We start from the raw sequence: 19,355 nt of genomic DNA, 5'->3' as shown, positions 1-19,355 counted from the left end.
GATCCCACGAAGCCCCGCACAGGGAAAGATCGTTGGCCGGAATTGAGTTGGTTTACAGGAGATTTACAGGCCCCATCGAGCGGAGCTCTGCTCATTTGGTTACTCTGGGGTGAACGGACGCCACCAAAGGGCCCACGAAACCCCCTTGGCCGTCCTGGGACAGGTCTGCAACCAGGCTGCGGTCCCGCCCGACCACCGGCGCCACCGCGACCGAATTGCCCTTGTCCCAGTTGCGCGACACAGAGGAGTGCGCGGTGACATCAGATGTGAAGAAGCACGAGAAGCGACCGCCGGAACGCGGCGGCGAACGGGCCGGCCGGCCCGATGAACTCGGCAGTCTGGAAGTCTGGGCTCGATCGGCCCCGATCAGGCTGGCCGGCTACGAGGACGACCTGGCCGAGCCGCACATCCTGCCCGGCATCGACTGAGCGGATCGCTTCGCCCCGTACCCCCTGCCGCACCCGGCAGGGGGTACGGGGCGTTTTGGGGGCGGTGGGCGATCCCGCAGGTCACGCTGATTCATCCGATGGCTCGGGGAAATGCTTTCACTTGTGTCCGGTCGAGAGCATTGGCAGGTCACTGTCACGCTTCAATCATCGGACCTCATGACCGAACTTCCCAGGCGCCATGTACTCGGAATGACGGCAGGGGCGGCATTCGGCGCCGCCCTCATCCACCCGGCCACGGCCGATGCGAGCCCCCGGACCGCGGCGGCACACGTGAACGAGGAAGCGGGAGACGGCGACTGGGGCACCGTCCCCGCCGTCGTTCCCGTACCGCTGGAGCGCTGGTTCGACAACGACGGCATCGACACCGCGGATGCCCCCGGCGAGGAACTCCCCGCCGGACGGCTGGAGATCGACGGCATGGTCTATCTGTTCCCCGCCGCCACAGCGGGCACCAGGAACAACATCGTCGCCCTCGGACAGCGCGTCGAACTCCCCAAGGGCCGCTGTCTTTCCGGCCTGTTCCTCGTCGCCGGCAGCCATGGAGCCGCGTCCGGCAGGGCGACCGTGCACTACGCGGACGGCACCACGCAGTCCGCGGCCCTCGGCGGCCCCGACCGGTACTCGGGCAGCGGCACGCTCACCGCCCCGTACCGCCGCAACCCGGCCGGACAGAAGGATCCGCACCAGTTCGTCATCGCCACCGCCGAAGTCGCCATGGACCCCACCAAGGACGCGGTGGCACTCACCCTGCCCCTCACCAACCCCGCCGAGCCGAACAAGAGCGCACTCCACATCTTCGCCCTCACGCTTCAACCAGCCGCTCAGGGACGGGCCTTGATGCTGCGGCAGGCCCACTCCACACGTGCCCGCCGCCGCCCGCCGGGCCGGCAAGCATGTGTGGGTGTTCAAAATAGCCTGGTCGGCCTGAGGTACTCGCGCAGGTAGGTCCGGTGCCACCAGGCGCCGGTGTCCCGCAGTTCGCGCCAGGTCGTGTACCGGTAGCGGTACAGCCTGGCGCGGACATACGCGGGTGGGGCGTCCGGGAACGGATTGTGGGCAAGCAGCCGCAGCGTGTCCCGGTCGCCGTCGAGCAGGCGCTCCACGAACGGGCCGAACCAGGCGCGCGCATAGGCGGGGGAGAGCGCGGCGAACCACATCAGCCAGTCGAGCCGCAGATGGTACGGGGCGAACTGGCGTGGCATCCGGTGTACGTCGCCCGGCTTGCCCTTGAAACCGTACTCCCGCCACACCGTGCCCTGGTGGAGCACCGTCTCTTCCGTGCCTTCGATCACCACCTCATGGCGCACCCGGCCGACCGTGCCGAACGCGCCGTAGGCGTTGACCAGATGGAGCGGGTCGTAGGAGCGGTTCATCGACTGCCGTTTGGAGAGCAGATTGCGCGCCGGACGGTAGCTCAGCACCAGAACCAGGGCGGTCACGGCGATCACGACGATCTCGTACCAGAGTGGTGGCGCCGGCAGCGCGGGCGGATCCGCGAGCATCGAACCATCCACGGCGGCCAGCGCGAGCGTGATCGTTATCCAGTTCAGCCAGGCGAAGTTGCCGGAGAGCACCAGCCACAGCTGGGTCAGCACGATCAAGCCGGCCGCGGCGCTCGCCACCGGCTGCGGTGTGAACAGCAGGATGGGCACCAGCAGCTGGGTCACATGGTTGGCGGCCACCTCGACCCGGTGGCAGGGTTTCGGCAGATGGTGGAAGAACCAGCTCAACGGCCCCGGCATCGGCTGGGTCTCGTGGTGGAAGTCGAGACAGGTGAGGTTGCGCCAGCACTCGTCGCCGCGGATTTTGATCAGTCCCGCGCCGAATTCCACCCGGAACAGCACCCAGCGGAGCAGCCACAGCACCAGCACGGGCGGGGCCGTGCGGTCATTGCCGAGGAAGACGGCCAGGAAGCCCGTCTCGAGCAGCAGTGACTCCCAGCCGAAGGCATACCAGGTCTGCCCGACATTGACGATGGACAGGTACAGCACCCACAGCAGCGCCCACCACGCCATCGCCGCCCACAGTGGGATCCGGTCGGCGGCGCCTGCGACCAGGGCCGCGGAGAGCAGAGAGCCGGCCCAGGCGCAGCAGGCGAAGAAGCGGTCCGAGTAGTGCAGTTGGAAGATGCTCGGCGCGCGGCGCAGCGGTATTCCCCGTACGTACGCGGGCACCGGCAGCATGCCGCGTTCGCCGATCAGCGCCCGGAACTGCAGGGCGGCGGTGAGAAAGGCGACCAGATACACGCCGGCCAGAGCCCGCTGGAAGACCAGCCGACTGAGCCAGTAGTCACTGTCGCCGAACCACTCCATTACCTCCAGTATCAGGGAGCGGCGATCTCCCGCAGTGTGTGACCGAGCCGTCCGGCGTAGGCCTTCTGCAGCACGGGCACGAGCGGACCGGCGAGCCGGGTGTACCAGGCCGCCGGGCGGCTGAACGCCATCACCGTGAACCACACCGAGCCGTCGTCCCGGATGTCGACGATGAACGACTCCTCGCCGCACTCCGGATGCCCGGTCAGCGTCCCGTACGCGAAGCCCGTCCGGTCCTTCTCGTACGCCGTCCAGATCACCTCGCAGGGCGCGGTGAACCGCAGTGGTCCCAGACCGGCCGAGACCGTGAGGCGGGCGCCCGGCTCCGCCCGCACCGCGGCGGTGTGCACCCGGGCGCCCGTCCCCCGGTGCATCCGCCAGGTGGTGACGGCCGTGCCGGCCGCCTCGAAGGCGGCGCGGCCCCGGCCGATCCGGGTGGTGTGGTGGAGGTGGTGGTAGCCGGCGGGCAGTGGGCCGAGCCGGGTGGCACCGGTCTCCGGGTAGTTGAGCGTGCGGGCGGTCTGCCTGCGGACGCTGTTCATGCGGCTTTCTCCTTGAGTCGTCGCCAGGCCAGCACCGAGCAGAGTGCGAAGCCCAGGGCGTTGCCGAGGCCGTGGGTGGCGGCCATCCAGGTCAGGGTGGGGTGGGGGAGTCCGGTGGCCTCGCCGAGCGCCCAGCTCAGGGCGAGCAGCATGGTCGCACCCAGTACGGCGGCCGAGACGGCCAGCAGCATGCGGGTGAGCCGGTCCCGACTGCCAGTCCGGACATCCCGCCACGTCAGCAGGGCCACGGCCCACATACCCGCGGTCAGCACCAGTGCTCCCAGCAGCTCGGCCCAGTCGTCGACGAAGTAGCCGCCGAGGACCAGCAGGGTGCCCAGCGGAACACTGAGCGCCGCGAAGCGACCGGCCGGTCCCGCTGCCGCCCGGCAGACCAGGCCCGCGACCAGCGCGGCGGTGAACCCGGCGAAGTGGAAGTGCGGCACGGTCAGCGCCAGGATCGGCAGACTGAAGCCGAAGAGCTCGTGTCCCGAGCGCTCCGCGACCAGTGCCAGGCCGGCGACCGATGGTGTCGCCAGCGCGGTGAGCACCGCGATCTCAGCGGGTGCGAAAGAGCGCGTACGGCTCAGCCGCCGTGGTGCCTGCAGAGCGAGGGCCAGTGTGCCGAGCGCGTAGACGGCCGCGAGTGCCGCGGCCGAAGCCGAGCGGGGCAGCCATGGAGCGACCGCTCCCGGAACGGCGAACAGGAGCCATGTCCGCCGAATGGACGTGAGTTCGTCACCGTCGATGAGACGCAGTCCCGCGGGGACCACCACGAGCATTCCGAGCATCACGATCATGTTGACCAGTACGGACATCGCACCCCACCCCCGGTCTTGAACGTGTTCAATTCCCTGAGGGCGAGACTATGCCCTTACTTGAACGCGTTCAAGTCGCGGGGGTTGTGGGAATCCGGCAGAACTTGAGTGACATCTCGGGGTGAAGAGTCGGGAGACTAACGTGCGCTCACCAATTCGACGTTGGTACGCGGCAGTCGCCGCACCGTCCGTCGCGCTTCTCGCTGCCGGCTGCGGCGTCGTCGGCGGTGCGGCTTCTTCGGGCGCGGGCTCGGACTCCGGCTCGCGGGAGATCGTTCTCCAGCCGGTCGCAGCCCAGGGGCCGGACCCGTACACGGCGTCGACGGCCAGAAACGTGGCGCAGCAGCCGCCTCCGCCGCCCCGGTCGAGCGCGCCGGCCGACCCGGCGGGCGCGGGGCCGACGATGAACACGTTCCTGGGTTCGACGCCCGGTCTCTACGGCGGCACCGAGGCCATCGGCAGCTGCGACGTGGGGCAGCAGATCGCCCTCGTCAGTGGTGACCGGGCCAAGGTGCGTGCGTTTGCGGGGGGCTTGGGGGTCGCTCAGGCGGACGTCCCGAACTTCCTGCGCACGCTGACGCCCGTCGTCCTGCGCGCCGACACCCGGATGACCGGCCACGGGTTCCGCGACGGCTCCGCCACCAGTTACCAGTCCGTGCTGCAGGCGGGCACGGCCGTGCTGGTGGACCAGTACGGCGCGCCGCGCGTCCGGTGCGCCGGCGGGAACCCACTGAAACCGCCGGTCGCCGTCAAGGGCACCGTGGTGCACAAAGGCCGGCCGTGGGCGGGCTACCGGCCCGATCAGGTCATCGTCATCAAGCCCACCACCACGACGATCAACAACCTCGTGATCGTCAGCGTCCTCAACAACTCGTGGATCGAGCGGAGGACCGGAACCGACGGTGAAGAGGACAGGAAGCCCGAGGTGCTCCCGCCCGTCAACCCGGACGCCGTCTTCACCAACCCGCCGTCCATCGAACTGACCGGGCCGAGCAATCCGCCGGAATCGAGTGGCCGGTCCCCATCGAGCGGCCAGTCCCAGCCCGGCAACCCGACCGGGCCGAGTGATCAGGTGCAACCGGGTGACCAGTCCCGGCCCGACAGCCCGACCGGGCAGGGCCTCGACACGCAGCTCGGCGGCGACCCGTCGACTCCGGACTGCCCGGCACCGGCCGCCCTCCCGCCGGGGGAGGAGCCGGCGTCCGGCGGGGCGATCGAGCCCGGCTGCTCCACGTCGACCCTGGCGGAGCCGGTGGATCCGCCGCTGGACTCGCCCGGCGACGCCCCGGTCGACCCGCCCGTGGATCCGCCCGTCGGCCCTTTGGGTGATCCGTCCGTGTCCGGCGATGTGCCGACGGCGGACTGGCTCATGCCCTCCCGGCCGGAGCTCTTCACCCCCTCTTCGGAGGTGAAGGAGCCGGACACGTTCCACGTCTGAGCTGATCGTTCGAACGGTCGAAGAATCCGACAAATGATGGCAGAGTGGCTCCATGGTTGATCGGGCAGCGGGTGCCCTGTCGCTTCCCGACGACTGGCCGGCCCGACCGGATCTGAGCTTGAACCTCAACCGCATGGGCAGCTTCGACTGGGACCTGGCCAGCGGGCTCATGAACTTGGACCCGGCCGGACACGAAGTGTTCGATCTGCGCCCCGGCGAGTACGACGGCCGCCCGGCGAGCCTGGCGAGCCGGGTGCCGGCGGACGAGGCCAGCCGGCTCGACAGTCTGGTGGCGCGGGCGCTCAAGAGCGGCAGTCAGCACTACGGCGCGTACTTCCGCATCCGCCGCCGCGACGGCAGTCTGCGCTGGACCCACACCCAGGGCTTCATCCGGCGTGACAGCGCGGGTCGGCCGCTGCGGATCATCGGCATCATCCGCGACGCCACCGACGAGCTCGCCGACTCCTCCGCCCGTCTCGAAGCGGATGTGGAGCGCCGCAGGCAGACCAGCGTCGTCGAGAGCACGACGGCCGCCCTCGCTCACGCCAGGACCGTGCAGGAAGTCATCGACGTACTCAGGGACTCGCACGGTCTGGAGCACTTCGGCGCGACCAGTCTGGTCATGGGGCTGCTGGAGTCGGGCGGGCGGATCCATCTGGTCGCCGACGGCCCCGAGGGCTCCTTCGTACCGGGCACCCGCTACACCCGGGTCGACGACGAGTACCCGATGAGCGAGGTCGTCCGTACACTCACGCCGCGCTTCATCGAGTCCAAGCAGGACTTCGCCGACTCCTATCCGCTGCTGTGGCCGCATATCGAAGGACTCGGCATCTCCTCCGCCGTCTATCTGCCGCTGATCGCCCAGGCCCGCCCCATCGGAGCCCTCGGCCTCCTCTACGGCGACAAGACCGGCTTCAGCTCCGAGGAGCGCAATGTGCTGGTCGCGCTCGGCAGCAGCATCGCGCAGAGCCTGCAGCGAGCCGTGCTCTACGACCAGGAGCACGATCTCGCCCAGGGGTTGCAGCAGGCGATGCTGCCGCGCCGGATCCCCGCCGTGCCCGGGTCGCAGATCGCCGTGCGCTACCGCTCCGCGCGGCTGGGCCGGGACATCGGCGGCGACTGGTACGACGTCATCGCGCTGCCGGGCGGGCGCGTCGGCGCGGTCATCGGCGACGTGCAGGGCCATGACACCCACGCGGCCGCGGTGATGGGGCAACTGCGCATCGTGCTGCGGGCGTACGCCGCCGAGGGGCACACTCCGGCCACCGTGATGGCACGCGCCTCCGTCTTCCTGCATGAACTCGACACCGAACGGTTCGCGACCTGTATGTACGCCGAGGTCGATCTGTCGACGGGGGTGATGCAGCTGGTGCGCGCGGGGCATGTGGACCCGCTGGTCCGGGACAACGACGGCAGCACCCGTCGGCTGCCGGTGGACGGCGGGCTGCCGCTGGGACTCTCCGCGGAGTTCGGCAGGCTCGAATACCCCGTCACCACCATCGAGTTGGACCCCGGACAGACCTTGCTCTTCTACACCGACGGACTGGTCGAGGTGCCCGGCGCGGACCTCGACGACGGGATGCAGCTGCTGACCGCGCTGGTGCGCGCCGGCCCGCGCGATCTGCAGCTGCTGGCCGACCAGCTGTGCGATGTGGTGGACGAGCGGAGCGGCGACGACGATGTGGCGATCCTGTTGCTCCGCCGCAAGGGCGCGTACACCCCGCAGACCGGGGGCCGGCTGCAGCAGCATGTCGCGCAGAACGACCCCGAGGCGCTGCGCTCGGCCAGGCACATGATCCGGGCGGCGACCGGAGCCTGGGGAGCGCGCGAACGGTCGGACGAGATCGAGCTGGCCGCCGACGAGATGATCACCAATGCGCTGATGCACACCGACGGCGGGGCGATCGTCACCATCCGGGTGCTGTCCGGGGCGGAGCGGCGGCTGCGGGTGGAGGTGGAGGACCGCTCCAGTGCGCTGCCGCGCAGGCGCGATGCGGGAGAGTCGGGTGTGTCGGGGCGCGGCCTGATGCTGGTGGACCGGCTGGCTGAGGCGTGGGGCGTGGAATCGCGAGGAAGCGGCAAATGCGTGTGGTGCGAGTTCATGATTCCGGAGAGGCCGAAATCTTGATTATTACCAGTTGTTAACTGTCCGTGAACTGATCGTACTTGACCGTAACCGACCGTAGGCGATTGACTTCGCACACCTGGCCTTCTAGGACATGAGGAACCATTGAGCAGCGAGCTTCTCGCACCTCTCGACCTGGCGTTCTGGCACCTTGAGTCCGCCGGTCACCCGATGCATCTCGGCGCCCTGGCATTCTTCGCTCCCGCTCCCGCTGCCGCGGCAGCCGCCGGGCCGGGCGCGCGGGGCGGCGGCCGCCTCCTCGAACTGCTCGCCGGCCGTGCGGCGGCGATCCCCCGCCTGCGGATGCGAGTGCGGGACGTCCTGCTGCCCGTCGGAGGCGCCGCCTGGGCCATGGCCAAGGACTTCGACGTACGACGGCATGTGCACCACGTCCGCCTCCCCGGGGGCGACTTCGCCGCCGAGGCCACCGCCATCGCCGCCGAGCTGATGGAGCGGCCCCTCGAGCGCGGCCTGCCGCCTTGGGAGATGTACCTCCTCACGGGCGCCGACGACGCCGACGAAGGGCCGTTCGCGGTACTGGTCAAGCTCCACCACGCGCTGGCCGACGGTATGCGCGCGGTCGCCATCGGGGCAGGCATCTTCGATCAGATCGCCGACGCTCGCACCGTCGGCGTACGGAGGCCGCGCACAGTACCGCCCCGGTCGTGGACCGGAGATGCCTGGCAGGTGGCCGGGTTCGCCCGGGCCCGTATCGAGGAGCTGGGCCGCGCCGTCGGCGTCGGCGCCTCCGTCGTACGGGCCAGCAGGTTCGACCCCCGGGGTGTGCCCGCGCTCTCCGCGGGCTCCAGCGGCACGCGACGGCTCGGCACCGCGGTGCTCGGCCTGGCGGATGTGCAGCAGGTGCGCAGGGCGGTGGGCGGCACGGCGAACGACGTCCTGCTCGCCACCGTGGCGGGCGCGCTGCGGCGCTGGATGGGAGCCCGGGACGAGCGGCTGCCCGCCGCGGATCCGCGCGCCCTGGTGCCTGTCTCCCGGCGCAGGCCCGGCAGCCCGTCCGGCTCCGGCAACAAGTTCTCCGCGTATCTGCTTCCGCTTCCCGTCTCCGACCCCGACCCGCGCTCGCGGCTCGACGCCGTACGCACCGCCATGGACCGCAACAAGGCGGCGGGCCCTTCGCGCGGCGCCGGGGCGCTGGCCGTACTCGCCGATCAACTGCCGCCGCTGGCCCACCGGTTCGGTGCGCCACTGGCCGGAGGTGCGGCCCGGATGCTGTTCGACGTCCTGGTCACCAACGTGCCGCTGCCGCGCTCGGCCCTCTCGCTCGGCGGCTGCCCGTTGCGCGAGGTCTACCCGATGGCGCCGCTGGCCCGCGGACAGTCCCTGGCGATCGCCATGTCGACCTACGGCGGTCAGGTGCATGTGGGCCTGGTCGCCGACGGTAAGGCCGTGCCCGATCTGGACCGGCTCGCGGAGAGTCTGAGTGAGGAGCTCGAAGAACTTCTCGGTATCACCGTCACCGGGTAGACCCCGGAAGTCTCTCCAGTGGATCCGACACGATGGATGCAAGTGATCGGACAGCTCGGAGGTCGAGTGCAACATCTCGCGGCTTCAAGGGTGTTGACGCCGCGAAGTGATCCGATGAATATTCGTCGTGATCGGTGAAGGCGGCCTGAGCGAGGGGCAGCAGCGGGATGCGATGGAGCACGCTCGGACGCAGCTCGGTCGACATCACCGAACTGTCCTTCGGCGCGGCCGGAATCGGCAATCTGTACACCCCTGTCGACCCGGCGGTGGCCGCGGCTGCGATCGACGCCGCCTGGTACACGGGAATCCGCACCTTCGACACCGCGCCGCACTACGGGCTCGGCCTCTCCGAACGCAGGCTCGGCAAGGCGCTGCGCACCCGGCCCCGCGACGCGTACACCCTGTCCAGCAAGGTCGGAAGGCTGCTCGAACCCTGCGAGGCCCGCGGCGACGACCTCGCGGACGGCTTCGCCGTGACCGCCGACCACCGCCGCGTATGGGACTTCAGCGCCGACGGCGTGCGCCGCAGCATCGAAGAGAGCCTCGTCAGGCTCGGTCTCGACCGCATCGACATCGTCTATCTGCACGACCCGGACTTCCACGAGGAAGCCGCCTTCCGCCACGGCTACCCGGCGCTGGAACAGCTGCGTACCGAAGGCGTGGTCGGCGCGATCGGCGTGGGGATGAACCAGACCGCGATGCTCACCCGCTTCCTCCGCGACACCGACGTCGACGCCGTCCTGTGCGCCGGCCGCTACACCCTGCTCGATCAGAGCGCGCTGGACGAGCTGCTGCCCGAAGCGGCCGCCCGCGGCAAGAGCGTCGTCGTCGGCGGGGTCTTCAACTCCGGGCTGCTCGCCGATCCGCGCCCCGGTGCCCGGTACGACTACACGGCCGCGCCCGACGGGATCCTGCAGCGGGCCCTGCGGCTCAAGGCCGTCGCCGAACGGCACGGCGTACCGCTGCGCGCCGCCGCGCTCCACTACCCCTTCGGCCATCCGGCCGTCGCCGGCGTGCTGGTCGGGGCCCGGTCCGCCGACGAAGTACGGGACGCCGCCGAGCTGCTCGGCCGCTCTGTCCCGCCCGGGCTCTGGGACGAACTGCGCGCCGAAGGACTGCTGCCGAAGGACGGTGATGCCCGATGAGAGTCGCCCTGCACACCACGGTCCGCGCCGACCGCATCGCCGCGTACGAGGCGGCGCACCGTGAGGTTCCCGAGGAGCTGACCGCCGCGATCCGTGCCGCCGGCGTCGCCTCCTGGACGATCTGGCGCAGCGGCACCGACCTCTTCCACCTCCTCGACTGCGCCGACTACGCCCGGCTGCCGGCCGAACTGGAAGAACTCCCCGCCAATATCGCCTGGCAGGCGCGGATGGCCGAACTGCTCGACGTCGTACACGACTACTCCGCGGACGGCGCCGCGGCCGGACTCCCCGTCGTCCGGGAGCTGTGAGCCATGGCGATCATCGACGCCCACCACCACGTCTGGGACCTGTCCGTACGGGACTAGGACTGGATCACCGGTCCCGACCTGGCGCCCATCCGCCGCGACTTCACCCTCGATGACCTCGCGCCCGAGGCACACGCCGCGGGCGTACGTGCCACCGTCCTCGTCCAGACGGTCGCCGTCGCCGAGGAGACCCCGGAGTTCCTCGCCCTCGCCGACGGCAGCGACCTCGTCGCGGGTGTCGTCGGCTGGACCGACCTCACCGCTCCCGATGTCGCCGACACCTTGGCGGCTCTGAGCGAACTCCCGGGCGGGGACCGGCTGGTCGGCATCCGCCACCAGGTCCAGGGCGAGAGCGACCCCGAGTGGCTGCTCCGCCCCGACGTACTGCGCGGTCTCGCCGCCGTCGCCTCCGCCGGACTCGTCTACGACCTTGTGGTGCTGCCGAAGCAGCTGCCCGCGGCGTCGGAGGCGGCGGACCGGCTGCCGGGGCTCACCTTCGTACTCGACCATCTCGGCAAGCCGCCCATCGCCTCGAAGGAACTGGAGCCCTGGGCGAGCGATGTGCGCGCCCTCGCGGCCCGGCCGAACACCGTCTGCAAACTCTCCGGCCTGGTGACCGAAGCGGCGTGGTCCACCTGGACAACGACGGACCTGAGTCCGTACGCAGGCACGGTCCTCGACGCCTTCGGCCCCGGCCGGCTGATGTTCGGATCAGATTGGCCGGTGTGCCGGCTGGCCGCCGGCTACGGCGAGGTGGTCGCCACGGCCCGCGCGCTCACGCGGCGGTTGGGTGACGCCGAACGTGGCGCGGTGTTCGCGACCACGGCGAGCCGCGTCTACGGTCTGCGGGAGGTGTGAACCTGCGGCCACCGTGCCCCTGCGGCACCCTGGATGCATGCCGGAACTGCCCGAAGTCGAAGCGCTGAGAGAGTTCCTCGACAGCCACCTGGTGGAACAGGAGATCGCCCGCGTCCTGCCGCTGGCGATCAGTGTCCTCAAGACGTACGACCCGCCGCTCAGCGCCGTCGAAGGCGCCACTGTCACCGCCGTGGACCGGCACGGGAAATGGCTCGACATCGGCGCGGGCGGACTCCATCTCGTGACCCATCTCGCCCGTGCGGGCTGGCTCCAGTGGAAGGACGAATTCCCGGCCGCGCCGCCACGCCCGGGCAAGGGCCCGCTCGCCCTGCGCACCATCCTGACGGGCGGCGGCGGCTTCGACCTCACCGAGGCAGGCACCACCAAACGCCTCGCCGTCCACCTCGTGCACGACCCGGCAGAGGTGCCCGGCATCGCCCGGCTCGGCCCCGACCCGCTCGCCGACGACTTCGACCGCGACGCCTTCGCCGCGCTGCTCGCCGGGGAACGCCGGCAGATCAAGGGTGCTCTGCGCGACCAGAGCCTCATCGCCGGCATCGGCAACGCGTACAGCGACGAGATCCTGCACGCCGCCCGGATGTCGCCGTTCAAGCCCGTGCAGAACCTCGACGAGGACGCGATCACCGTGCTGTACGAGGCGCTGCGCTCCACCCTGCGCGAAGCCGTCGAGCGCTCGCGCGGCGTGGCGGCGGGCCGGCTCAAGGCCGAGAAGAAGAGCGGCCTGCGGGTCCATGGGCGTACCGGACAGGCGTGCCCGGTCTGCGGCGACACCATCCGCGAGGTCTCCTTCAGCGACTCCTCGCTGCAGTACTGCGCCACCTGCCAGACCGGCGGCAAGCCGCTCGCGGACCGCAGGCTCTCCCGGCTGCTGAAGTAGCACCGCCCGGCCCGAAAGCCCCCTGTTCGGCCGGCAACGCGGAGCTCCGGAAGTCCTGAGCTCCGGAAGTCCCGAGATCCGGAAGTCCCGAGATCCGGACCGGCAGTGCGGAGGTCCGGCAATGCGGAGCCCCGGGAGTTCCGGAGTTATCCCCGTAGTGTGACCACAGGCCGTCCGTCGAGGGTACGGACCTCCCACCGGCCGATCTCGCCGATCCGCACGTCCGTACCTCCTTGGATGTCCAGCGGCTGCTCATGTCCCGGCGTGTCCGGATTCCCGTAACCGCCCGCCGGCACCGCCCAGCTGAGGACGGGGTGCTCGATGCCGTCCTTTCCGACGGCGATAAGCCGGCATTTGCTCGGTCCGGTCAGGCCCGCGAGCCGCAGTGCGACGGAAGTGCCCCACGCACGGTCCTGGATCGCGGCGGACGCGGTGACACCGGTCGTGGCGTCCTTCGCCGCGACCTGCCGCCCGGCAGGGGGTGCGGCGTCCTGGAGTGCCACCACCGCGGCGGGCGCCCCGACGATCAGCGCGGCCGCCGCCGCGACCAGCCGCAACCGGCGCCCGTTGCTCCGTCGCCGCACCATCGTGACCTCGGCGGCGAGCCGCTCGAGCAACTGCCCGGAGGGCACGGGGGGCTCGACCCGGCAGGGACCGCCCAGTTCGGAGAGGGACGCGGCGAGGGAAGCGAAGTCGGAGAGCTGTACCGTGCAGGTGACGCAGTCGGACAGATGCTCCTCGAAGCGGAAAGCGTCGGCGGGCTCCAGGACGCCCAGCGCATAGGCGGCCACGTCCCGGTGCCGCTCCTGCATGCTCATGGGTCCTCGATTCGTCACTTGCGGTGGTGCGTCTGACGCGGTCTGTCGCCCAGGAGTACGGATCAGGCCGCCGCTCTGCTCAACTTTGTGCGCGATGAGCGCAACCGCCCCTGTGGTTCGGGTCGTGGGGGTGTGTGACAGAGCTCGATCGCCGAACTTCCGAGGCCACCCGCAGCTCTGCGACCCTTGCCGGACCGCGTACCTCGACGAGGCCGACGCACCGGCGATGGCGGCGATGTTCTCGCCGGAGGACCTGCTCGACGGTCATGGCGACGACAGCCCGTGGTCCCGGAATCGAGCCGCGCATACACTCCGCAGCATGCTGCGCGTACTGGCTGTCGACGACGAGAAACCGGCACTCGAAGAACTGCTCTACCTCCTCCGCTCGGACGCACGCATCAGGAGCGCGGAAGGGGCCACGGACGCCACCGAGGCGCTGCGTCGCATCAGCCGCGCCCTGGAGGCGGGCCCGGACGGCGAGGACGGCATCGACGTCGTCTTCCTCGACATCCACATGGCAGGGCTCACCGGACTCGACGTCGCCAGACTGCTGGCCGGCTTCGCCAGACCGCCGCTCATTGTCTTCGTCACCGCGCACGAGGGCTTCGCCGTCCAGGCCTTCGACCTCAAGGCCGTCGACTATGTGCTCAAGCCGGTGCGCAGGGAACGGCTGGCCGAAGCGGTACGGCGCGTCCGTGACCTGGTCGTCGCGGCGCGCGAGGCGCGGCAGCCCGACCCGCTGGGCCCTGCCGTACCCGCCCATGTACCGCCGACGGCATCCGCCGCGGCACAGCACGACCTGCCGGGCACAGTCGCCGGCGCGGAACAGATCCCGGTCGAGCTCGGCGGTGTCACGCGCTTCGTACCGATCGACGACATCGCCTACGTCGAGGCACAGGGGGACTACGCCCGCCTGCACACCAAGGACGGCAGCCACCTGGTGCGCATCCCGCTCTCCACTCTGGAGGAGCGCTGGGCCTCCCGCGGCTTCGTACGGATACACCGCAGTCATCTCGTCGCCCTCGCACGCATCGACGAACTGCGCCTCGACGCCGGGGCCACCACCGTCCGCGTCGGCGCCGCCGAACTCGCCGTGAGCCGCCGCCATGCGCGTCAGCTGCGCGATCTGCTGATGCGGCACGCCCGGGGCTGAGCCGCGGCCGATCCCCGCCCTCGCCCGTTCCCTGCCCTCGACCGGCCCCCGATACCGACCGATCCCCGCGGTCGAGGCCTCCCTCCCGACCGCGACAGCGCGACCGACCGTTCGGCGGTCGTGGAGAGCCGCTCGTCGTCCCGGCGTGGCCGTACGGCGACGGGCGTCGTCCACTGACAGAGCGGTCACCGGATTCGGGGCAGCCGCCACTGTCCGCCGCCTAGCCTCATCGGGCAAGCGGCGAAGGGGCCTGATGTCCGATATCGAAGCACTGCTGGAGGAGCTGAGAAGCCTTCCGGCGACCCGGGTGTCCAGCCCTCGTGACCTCGAGGCGCTCCTGGCGACGGTGAGGAGCGCGGCCGGCCGCTGGGCGGATGTGCTCTACGAGATCCAGGAATCGGCCCAGGGACTCGTCGGCCCCCGCGCCGAAGCCGCCCTCGAAGTCGCCTTCCGCAGGGCCGAGGAGTCGTACGTCGAGCTCGAGATCGCCCTGAGCGACTGCGCCGTCCGGCGGGCGGGCCACTGAGAGGCAGGCGTCTACCGTCGGTAATCGAGCCTGCGTAGACTCCACACGCCCCGAGGTTCGCCGAGAGACGCTGGAGCGGACGACGATGTCTGCAGAGCAACCACCCCGCCGCGAGGTCGTCACCGGTGTGCCGCGCAGCGCCAAACGGCCGCCCGGACACGCCCCCGCCCGGTCCGAGATCAGCGAGCAGACCACCCTCGGCGCCACCTACGTACGCTCCTTGATGCGCAGCCAGCTGCGGGCCGCGCTCTACGCACTGGGGACACTTGCGCTGCTCGTGGGCTCTCTGCCGCTGCTCTTCGCGCTCCCTGCCGCGTTCGACGGCACCCTCTCCTCGCCCGAGCCATTCGTCTGGGCAGCACTCGGCGTGGCGGTCTACCCCGTGATGTGGCTGACCGCGCGCCGGTACGTACGCCGGGCCGAGCGCAACGAGCAGGACTTCACCAGGCTCGTCGAAGGGCGCTGAAGGGCGCTCCCGGAGGACACGACGTGAACCAGACCTACGCGGTGACCGCCGTTACCGTCGTGGTGCTCGCCACTGTGCTCATCGGCGCGCTCGGCCTGCGAATATCCCGTACCACCTCCGACTTCTACGTCGCGTCCCGCACGGTGAAGCCCGGCCTCAACGCCGCCGCCATCAGCGGCGAGTACCTCTCCGCCGCCTCCTTCCTCGGCATCGCGGGCCTGGTGCTCCTCCAGGGCCCCGACATGCTCTGGTACCCGGTCGGTTACACAGCCGGCTACCTCGTTCTGCTGGTGCTGGTCGCCGCACCGCTGCGCCGCTCGGGGGCGTACACCCTCTCCGACTTCGCCGAGGCCCGGCTCGAGTCCGCCGCCGTACGCCGGCTCGCCAGCCTCTTTGTCGTCGGCATCGGCTGGCTCTATCTGCTGCCCCAACTCCAGGGCGCGGGACTGACCCTGGAGATCCTCACCGGCGCGCCGAACTGGGTCGGCGGCCTCGTTGTCGCCTTTGTCGTCACGGGGGCCGTCGCCGCGGGCGGCATGCGCAGTATCACCTTCGTCCAGGCCTTCCAGTACTGGCTCAAGCTCACCGCGCTGCTGGTGCCCGCGCTCTTTCTCGTTGCGGCCTGGCTCGGTGACGACGCACCCCGCGCCCGTTTCGACGCGCCCACGCTCTTCCGCGAACACACTGTCGTACGCGTCGACGACACCGTACGGATCGATATCGAGGGACCGCTCACCCTCGCCGTCTCCGGTGACATCGACGGCACACCGTACGAGGAGGAGCGGCGGATCACCCTCGGCAAGGGCACCCACCGTGTAGGCGCAGGCACCACGCTACGCTTCCCGCAGGGTGCCGAAGTGCCCGCGCGGGCCACCTCCGGGTCCGATCCGGCCAGCTGGTCCCAGCCCCTTTCCGGCGGCCGCGACGGTTACCACCTCTATGCGACGTACGGCCTCATCCTCGCCACTTTTCTCGGCACGATGGGACTCCCGCATGTCGCCGTCCGCTTCTACACCAGCCCCAACGGACGCGCCGCCCGTCGCACGACGCTGGTCGTCCTCGGACTGATCGGCGCGTTCTATCTGCTGCCGCCGGTCTACGGAGCGCTCGGCCGGATCTACGCACCCGAACTCGCCCTCACCGGCGACGCGGATGCCGCCGTGCTGGTGTTGCCCGAACGGATCATCGGGGGCGTCGCGGGGGATCTGCTCGGCGCGCTGCTCGCGGGCGGAGCCTTCGCGGCATTCCTGTCCACCGCCTCCGGACTGACCATGTCCGTCGCCGGTGTGATCACGCAGGATGTGCTGCCCGCGCGGGGTGTACGGAGCTTCCGGCTCGCGGCTCTCCTCGCCATGGCCGTGCCGCTCGGAGTGAGCGTCGTCGCCACCAATGTGCCGGTCGCCGACGCGGTGGGGCTGGCGTTCGCCGTCTCGGCCTCCTCGTTCTGTCCGCTGCTGGTGCTCGGCATCTGGTGGCGCGGGCTCACGCCGCCCGGTGCCGCCGCCGGACTGGTGATGGGCGGGGGCGCCGCGCTGACCGCGGTGATGGCCACCCGCGCGGGCCTCGCGCCGGCGGGCTGGCCGCACACTTTGATGGCCTGGCCCGCCGTGTGGTCGGTGCCCCTCGGCTTCCTGACCATGGTGGTGGTGTCACTGGCCACCCCGGGACACGTACCTCCAGGAGCCGCCGCCATCCTCGCTCGGCTGCATCTGCCGGAAGACGTCGCCGGCAGGCCGCAGCCCGAAGGAGCCGAACGATGACCGGGATCGGTATGGCCGCACTCGCCGCGGCGGGAGCGGTACTGCTCGCGGCGGGCATCGCCGTCGGACGCCTGACCGCACGACGGGGCGCCGAGGCCGACCTCGACCTCGGTACACCCGTCGAACGGGCCACGTTCCACACCCTGCACACCGCCTCGCTGGCCGCGCCCCCGCTGCGCGCCGGCCTCACCGAGGACACCGCGCGCAAGGCCGCCCGCAGGCTGCGTTCACTGCTCGGAACCGAGGCACTCTGCCTGACCGACCGTGAATCCGTGCTCGCCTGGGACGGCCCCGGCGCCGACCACCATGGCCAGGGGGTGATGGTGCGCGTCGCCGAAATGCTGGACTCCGGGCGCAGTCAGAGCGTGCACACCGAGTGCGAGGACCTGGAGTGCCCACTGCGCTGGGCCGTGATCGCCCCGCTGACCGGCGAGGAAGGAGTGCTCGGCGCGCTCGTCGCCTACGGGTCGCGGGAGTCGGCCGTCCTGGTGCGGGCCGCGACGGAGGTCGCCCGCTGGGTCTCCGTACAGCTGGAACTGGCGGAGCTCGACCGTTCCCGCACCCGGCTGATCGAGGCCGAGATCCGTGCCCTGCGCGCCCAGATATCGCCGCACTTCATCTTCAACTCGCTCGCCGCGATCGCCTCGTTCGTCCGCACCGACCCCGAGCGCGCCCGCGAACTGCTGCTGGAATTCGCCGACTTCACCCGCTACTCCTTCCGCAGGCACGGCGACTTCACCAATCTCGCCGATGAACTGCGCTCCATCGAGCAGTACTTGGCGCTCGCCGGGGCCCGGTTCGGCGACCGGCTCAAGGTGACGCTCCAGGTGGCGCCGGAGGTGCTGCCGGTGACCGTGCCGTTCCTGTGTCTGCAGCCGCTCGTCGAGAACGCCGTCAAGCACGGCCTGGAGGACTCCAGGCACGAATGCCGGGTCACCATCGCAGCGCGGGACGCCGGGGCCGAGGCCGTGGTGACCATCGAGGACGACGGTGTGGGCATGGACCCGGCAGTGCTGCGCGGGATCCTCGCGGGGGAGCGGCCGGCCTCGTCGGGCATCGGACTGTCCAACGTCGACGACCGGCTGCGCCAGGTGTACGGGGACGACTACGGACTCGTCATCGAGACAGGCGTCGGCGCGGGCATGAAAATCACGATGCGGATCCCCAAGTACCGGGCGGGCGTGCACTCGTCGGCCGGCCGCCGGGCCGGCGGATGAGATGGCCGCTCCAGGTTGGGTCGCCCCACCACCCGTTTCGTAGGACACGGTGACGTTGAGCGACGATGCGTGGGTGTACGGGAGATGAGCACCCTGGGGCCCTCCTGCGGGGCGCGCACAGGGTGCGGCTGCTCAGCAGTGCAGCTCGACGCTGCCTGAGCTGCGGGGGAGCGGTCGCCCTCAGAAGAAGCGGTCGCCCTCAGAAGAGGTGGATGGCCAGATGGCTCAGCGGCAGACCCAACTGCCAGGCCGGAGTCCATATCTGTGCGCACTCGTCCACAGGCAGGTCCAGCGCACCGGCCGGGGCCCACGGTCCGCTGTCGCCCAGGTCGGCGGCCAGCAGCTCCGTCTGCCGCAGCCAGCTCCAGGCGTCCCTGGCGAGCGCGAGATCCACATCGGCCCCGTCGCCGAGGCCGTGCCGTCCGTCCTCCTGGGCGGCCAGCCGCTCCTGCACCCACTCCTGCCAGGGATGGCCGTACGAGGTGAGGGACAGCCACTCGTCGATCCGGGAGACCACCCGGACACCCGCGAGTTCGTCCGCGCTGTGGCAGAGATAGATGGTGAGTGCCAGCGTCTGTCTTCCCGCGCGGAACTCGAGCGAGCCACTTTCGACGAGAGCGCCGGTGCGGAGCATCTCGTCAGCGATGTACTCGGCGCAGAGCCATGCCATGGGGACTGCCAGCCCGCCGCTGCTGGTGCCGTTCGAACTCTCGGGCTGCACCCTTCTCACCTGCCTTCCGGACGACGTCGTATGCCGACTCGACCACGAGCCTCCACCGAGAAACACGGCTGAGGGCCCGTCTTTACTCAACTTGAGCGTGAGGTTTCGCATACGGTCACCCCTTCGTCGTGGTCCTAGGGGGAGTCGGCTACCACCGGGGCGGCCGGGGTGGACGTGACTCGGCACAGTCGGTGGCGAGCCGCGACGTCAGGCCGCCGCCGCTGCCCATCCGGACCGCCAGCTGCCGTCGTGGAGCTGGAAGCGCAACAGCCCCGCGCGGCACCGCCGCCACGCGGGGCTGCCCGCGTCCGCCGCGCTCAGC

General features: G+C 70.6%; 19 protein-coding genes. 14 read left to right on the top strand and 5 right to left on the bottom strand.

Annotation, left to right across the window (positions count from 1 at the left end; genetic code table 11):
* The first annotated feature begins 254 nt into the window (after positions 1-254).
* A complete protein-coding gene (locus ACWDZ6_RS29430) occupies positions 255-428 on the top strand; it encodes a hypothetical protein (RefSeq protein WP_326654012.1) in 174 nt (57 codons plus the stop codon).
* 177 nt (positions 429-605) lie between these two features.
* On the top strand, positions 606-1,394 hold the full coding sequence (locus tag ACWDZ6_RS29425) for a hypothetical protein (RefSeq protein WP_451505257.1): 789 nt from the start codon (positions 606-608) through the stop codon (positions 1,392-1,394).
* On the opposite strand, the gene ACWDZ6_RS29420 is transcribed toward ACWDZ6_RS29425, so the two are convergent.
* From ACWDZ6_RS29420 to ACWDZ6_RS29410, 3 genes are read right to left on the bottom strand one after another with little or no spacing between them, the layout of a single operon-like run.
* Positions 1,355-2,761 carry a lipase maturation factor family protein gene (locus ACWDZ6_RS29420; protein ID WP_451505256.1) on the bottom strand — a complete coding sequence of 469 codons (1,407 nt, stop codon included), beginning with the start codon at positions 2,759-2,761 and terminating at the stop codon, positions 1,355-1,357. The two genes, ACWDZ6_RS29425 and ACWDZ6_RS29420, sit on opposite strands and share 40 nt — an antisense overlap.
* 11 nt (positions 2,762-2,772) lie before the next feature.
* Positions 2,773-3,303 (bottom strand): DUF1990 family protein, encoded by a 531-nt coding sequence (locus ACWDZ6_RS29415; RefSeq protein WP_451505255.1) that lies wholly within the window; start codon positions 3,301-3,303, stop codon positions 2,773-2,775.
* Positions 3,300-4,118, bottom strand: a complete 819-nt coding sequence (locus ACWDZ6_RS29410) for a YndJ family protein (protein WP_451505254.1) — start codon at positions 4,116-4,118, stop codon at positions 3,300-3,302. Before ACWDZ6_RS29410 ends, ACWDZ6_RS29415 begins: the two co-directional genes overlap by 4 nt.
* 142 nt (positions 4,119-4,260) lie before the next feature.
* Here ACWDZ6_RS29410 and ACWDZ6_RS29405 point away from each other — a divergent pair, with 142 nt between their 5' ends.
* The 7 genes from ACWDZ6_RS29405 (at position 4,261) to ACWDZ6_RS29375 (ending at position 12,372) form a co-directional block, all read left to right on the top strand.
* Positions 4,261-5,556, top strand: a complete 1,296-nt coding sequence (locus tag ACWDZ6_RS29405; RefSeq protein WP_451505253.1) for a DUF6777 domain-containing protein — start codon at positions 4,261-4,263, stop codon at positions 5,554-5,556.
* Positions 5,557-5,608: 52 nt separating this feature from the next.
* On the top strand, positions 5,609-7,684 hold the full coding sequence (locus tag ACWDZ6_RS29400) for a SpoIIE family protein phosphatase (RefSeq protein WP_451505252.1): 2,076 nt from the start codon (positions 5,609-5,611) through the stop codon (positions 7,682-7,684).
* Between the two features lie 102 nt (positions 7,685-7,786).
* Entirely contained in the window at positions 7,787-9,166 is a 1,380-nt protein-coding gene (locus tag ACWDZ6_RS29395; protein ID WP_389176211.1) for a wax ester/triacylglycerol synthase family O-acyltransferase, read from the top strand.
* A gap of 167 nt (positions 9,167-9,333) precedes the next feature.
* Positions 9,334-10,311, top strand: a complete 978-nt coding sequence (locus tag ACWDZ6_RS29390; RefSeq protein ID WP_451505251.1) for an aldo/keto reductase — start codon at positions 9,334-9,336, stop codon at positions 10,309-10,311.
* Positions 10,308-10,619 carry an L-rhamnose mutarotase gene (locus ACWDZ6_RS29385; protein ID WP_451505250.1) on the top strand — a complete coding sequence of 104 codons (312 nt, stop codon included), beginning with the start codon at positions 10,308-10,310 and terminating at the stop codon, positions 10,617-10,619. Before ACWDZ6_RS29390 ends, ACWDZ6_RS29385 begins: the two co-directional genes overlap by 4 nt.
* Positions 10,620-10,682: 63 nt before the next feature.
* Entirely contained in the window at positions 10,683-11,474 is a 792-nt protein-coding gene (locus ACWDZ6_RS29380; RefSeq protein WP_451505281.1) for an amidohydrolase family protein, read from the top strand.
* A 37-nt stretch (positions 11,475-11,511) separates the two neighbouring features.
* Positions 11,512-12,372: an Fpg/Nei family DNA glycosylase gene (locus ACWDZ6_RS29375; RefSeq protein ID WP_451505249.1), complete on the top strand. Its 861-nt coding sequence runs from the start codon at positions 11,512-11,514 to the stop codon at positions 12,370-12,372.
* Between the two features lie 146 nt (positions 12,373-12,518).
* On the opposite strand, the gene ACWDZ6_RS29370 is transcribed toward ACWDZ6_RS29375, so the two are convergent.
* On the bottom strand, positions 12,519-13,190 hold the full coding sequence (locus ACWDZ6_RS29370; RefSeq protein ID WP_451505248.1) for an anti-sigma factor family protein: 672 nt from the start codon (positions 13,188-13,190) through the stop codon (positions 12,519-12,521).
* Between the two features lie 319 nt (positions 13,191-13,509).
* Here ACWDZ6_RS29370 and ACWDZ6_RS29365 point away from each other — a divergent pair, with 319 nt between their 5' ends.
* From ACWDZ6_RS29365 to ACWDZ6_RS29345, 5 genes are all read left to right on the top strand, one after another.
* Complete coding sequence (locus tag ACWDZ6_RS29365; RefSeq protein ID WP_451505247.1) at positions 13,510-14,343, top strand: LytR/AlgR family response regulator transcription factor; 834 nt, start codon at positions 13,510-13,512, stop codon at positions 14,341-14,343.
* 253 nt (positions 14,344-14,596) lie between these two features.
* Positions 14,597-14,869, top strand: a complete 273-nt coding sequence (locus ACWDZ6_RS29360) for a hypothetical protein (protein ID WP_451505246.1) — start codon at positions 14,597-14,599, stop codon at positions 14,867-14,869.
* Positions 14,870-14,954: 85 nt separating this feature from the next.
* Entirely contained in the window at positions 14,955-15,335 is a 381-nt protein-coding gene (locus ACWDZ6_RS29355) for a hypothetical protein (protein ID WP_326654028.1), read from the top strand.
* A 23-nt stretch (positions 15,336-15,358) separates the two neighbouring features.
* A complete protein-coding gene (locus tag ACWDZ6_RS29350) occupies positions 15,359-17,095 on the top strand; it encodes a sodium/solute symporter (protein WP_451505245.1) in 1,737 nt (578 codons plus the stop codon).
* Complete coding sequence (locus ACWDZ6_RS29345) at positions 17,092-18,312, top strand: sensor histidine kinase (RefSeq protein ID WP_451505244.1); 1,221 nt, start codon at positions 17,092-17,094, stop codon at positions 18,310-18,312. The genes ACWDZ6_RS29350 and ACWDZ6_RS29345 overlap by 4 nt, the downstream gene beginning before the upstream one ends.
* Before the next feature lie 199 nt (positions 18,313-18,511).
* Here the strand turns inward: ACWDZ6_RS29345 and ACWDZ6_RS29340 are convergent, their stop codons facing one another.
* Positions 18,512-19,033, bottom strand: a complete 522-nt coding sequence (locus tag ACWDZ6_RS29340; RefSeq protein ID WP_366732020.1) for a hypothetical protein — start codon at positions 19,031-19,033, stop codon at positions 18,512-18,514.
* Positions 19,034-19,355 lie beyond the last annotated feature (322 nt).

It is taken from the genome of Streptomyces sp. NPDC002926 (assembly GCF_053591755.1).
The sequence above is the reverse complement of the archived record's forward strand: the minus strand, read 5'-3'. Positions and strand labels throughout refer to the sequence as shown.

Coding starts and splice junctions, on each gene's coding strand:
- ACWDZ6_RS29375 (WP_451505249.1), top strand. CDS start 11,512: ATGCCGGAACTGCCCGAAGTCGAAGCGCTGAGAGAGTTCCTCGACAGC.
- ACWDZ6_RS29370 (WP_451505248.1), bottom strand. CDS start 13,190: ATGAGCATGCAGGAGCGGCACCGGGACGTGGCCGCCTATGCGCTGGGC.
- ACWDZ6_RS29420 (WP_451505256.1), bottom strand. CDS start 2,761: ATGGAGTGGTTCGGCGACAGTGACTACTGGCTCAGTCGGCTGGTCTTC.
- ACWDZ6_RS29345 (WP_451505244.1), top strand. CDS start 17,092: ATGACCGGGATCGGTATGGCCGCACTCGCCGCGGCGGGAGCGGTACTG.
- ACWDZ6_RS29415 (WP_451505255.1), bottom strand. CDS start 3,303: ATGAACAGCGTCCGCAGGCAGACCGCCCGCACGCTCAACTACCCGGAG.
- ACWDZ6_RS29410 (WP_451505254.1), bottom strand. CDS start 4,118: ATGTCCGTACTGGTCAACATGATCGTGATGCTCGGAATGCTCGTGGTG.
- ACWDZ6_RS29385 (WP_451505250.1), top strand. CDS start 10,308: ATGAGAGTCGCCCTGCACACCACGGTCCGCGCCGACCGCATCGCCGCG.
- ACWDZ6_RS29400 (WP_451505252.1), top strand. CDS start 5,609: ATGGTTGATCGGGCAGCGGGTGCCCTGTCGCTTCCCGACGACTGGCCG.
- ACWDZ6_RS29355 (WP_326654028.1), top strand. CDS start 14,955: ATGTCTGCAGAGCAACCACCCCGCCGCGAGGTCGTCACCGGTGTGCCG.
- ACWDZ6_RS29360 (WP_451505246.1), top strand. CDS start 14,597: ATGTCCGATATCGAAGCACTGCTGGAGGAGCTGAGAAGCCTTCCGGCG.
- ACWDZ6_RS29390 (WP_451505251.1), top strand. CDS start 9,334: ATGCGATGGAGCACGCTCGGACGCAGCTCGGTCGACATCACCGAACTG.
- ACWDZ6_RS29365 (WP_451505247.1), top strand. CDS start 13,510: ATGCTGCGCGTACTGGCTGTCGACGACGAGAAACCGGCACTCGAAGAA.
- ACWDZ6_RS29425 (WP_451505257.1), top strand. CDS start 606: ATGACCGAACTTCCCAGGCGCCATGTACTCGGAATGACGGCAGGGGCG.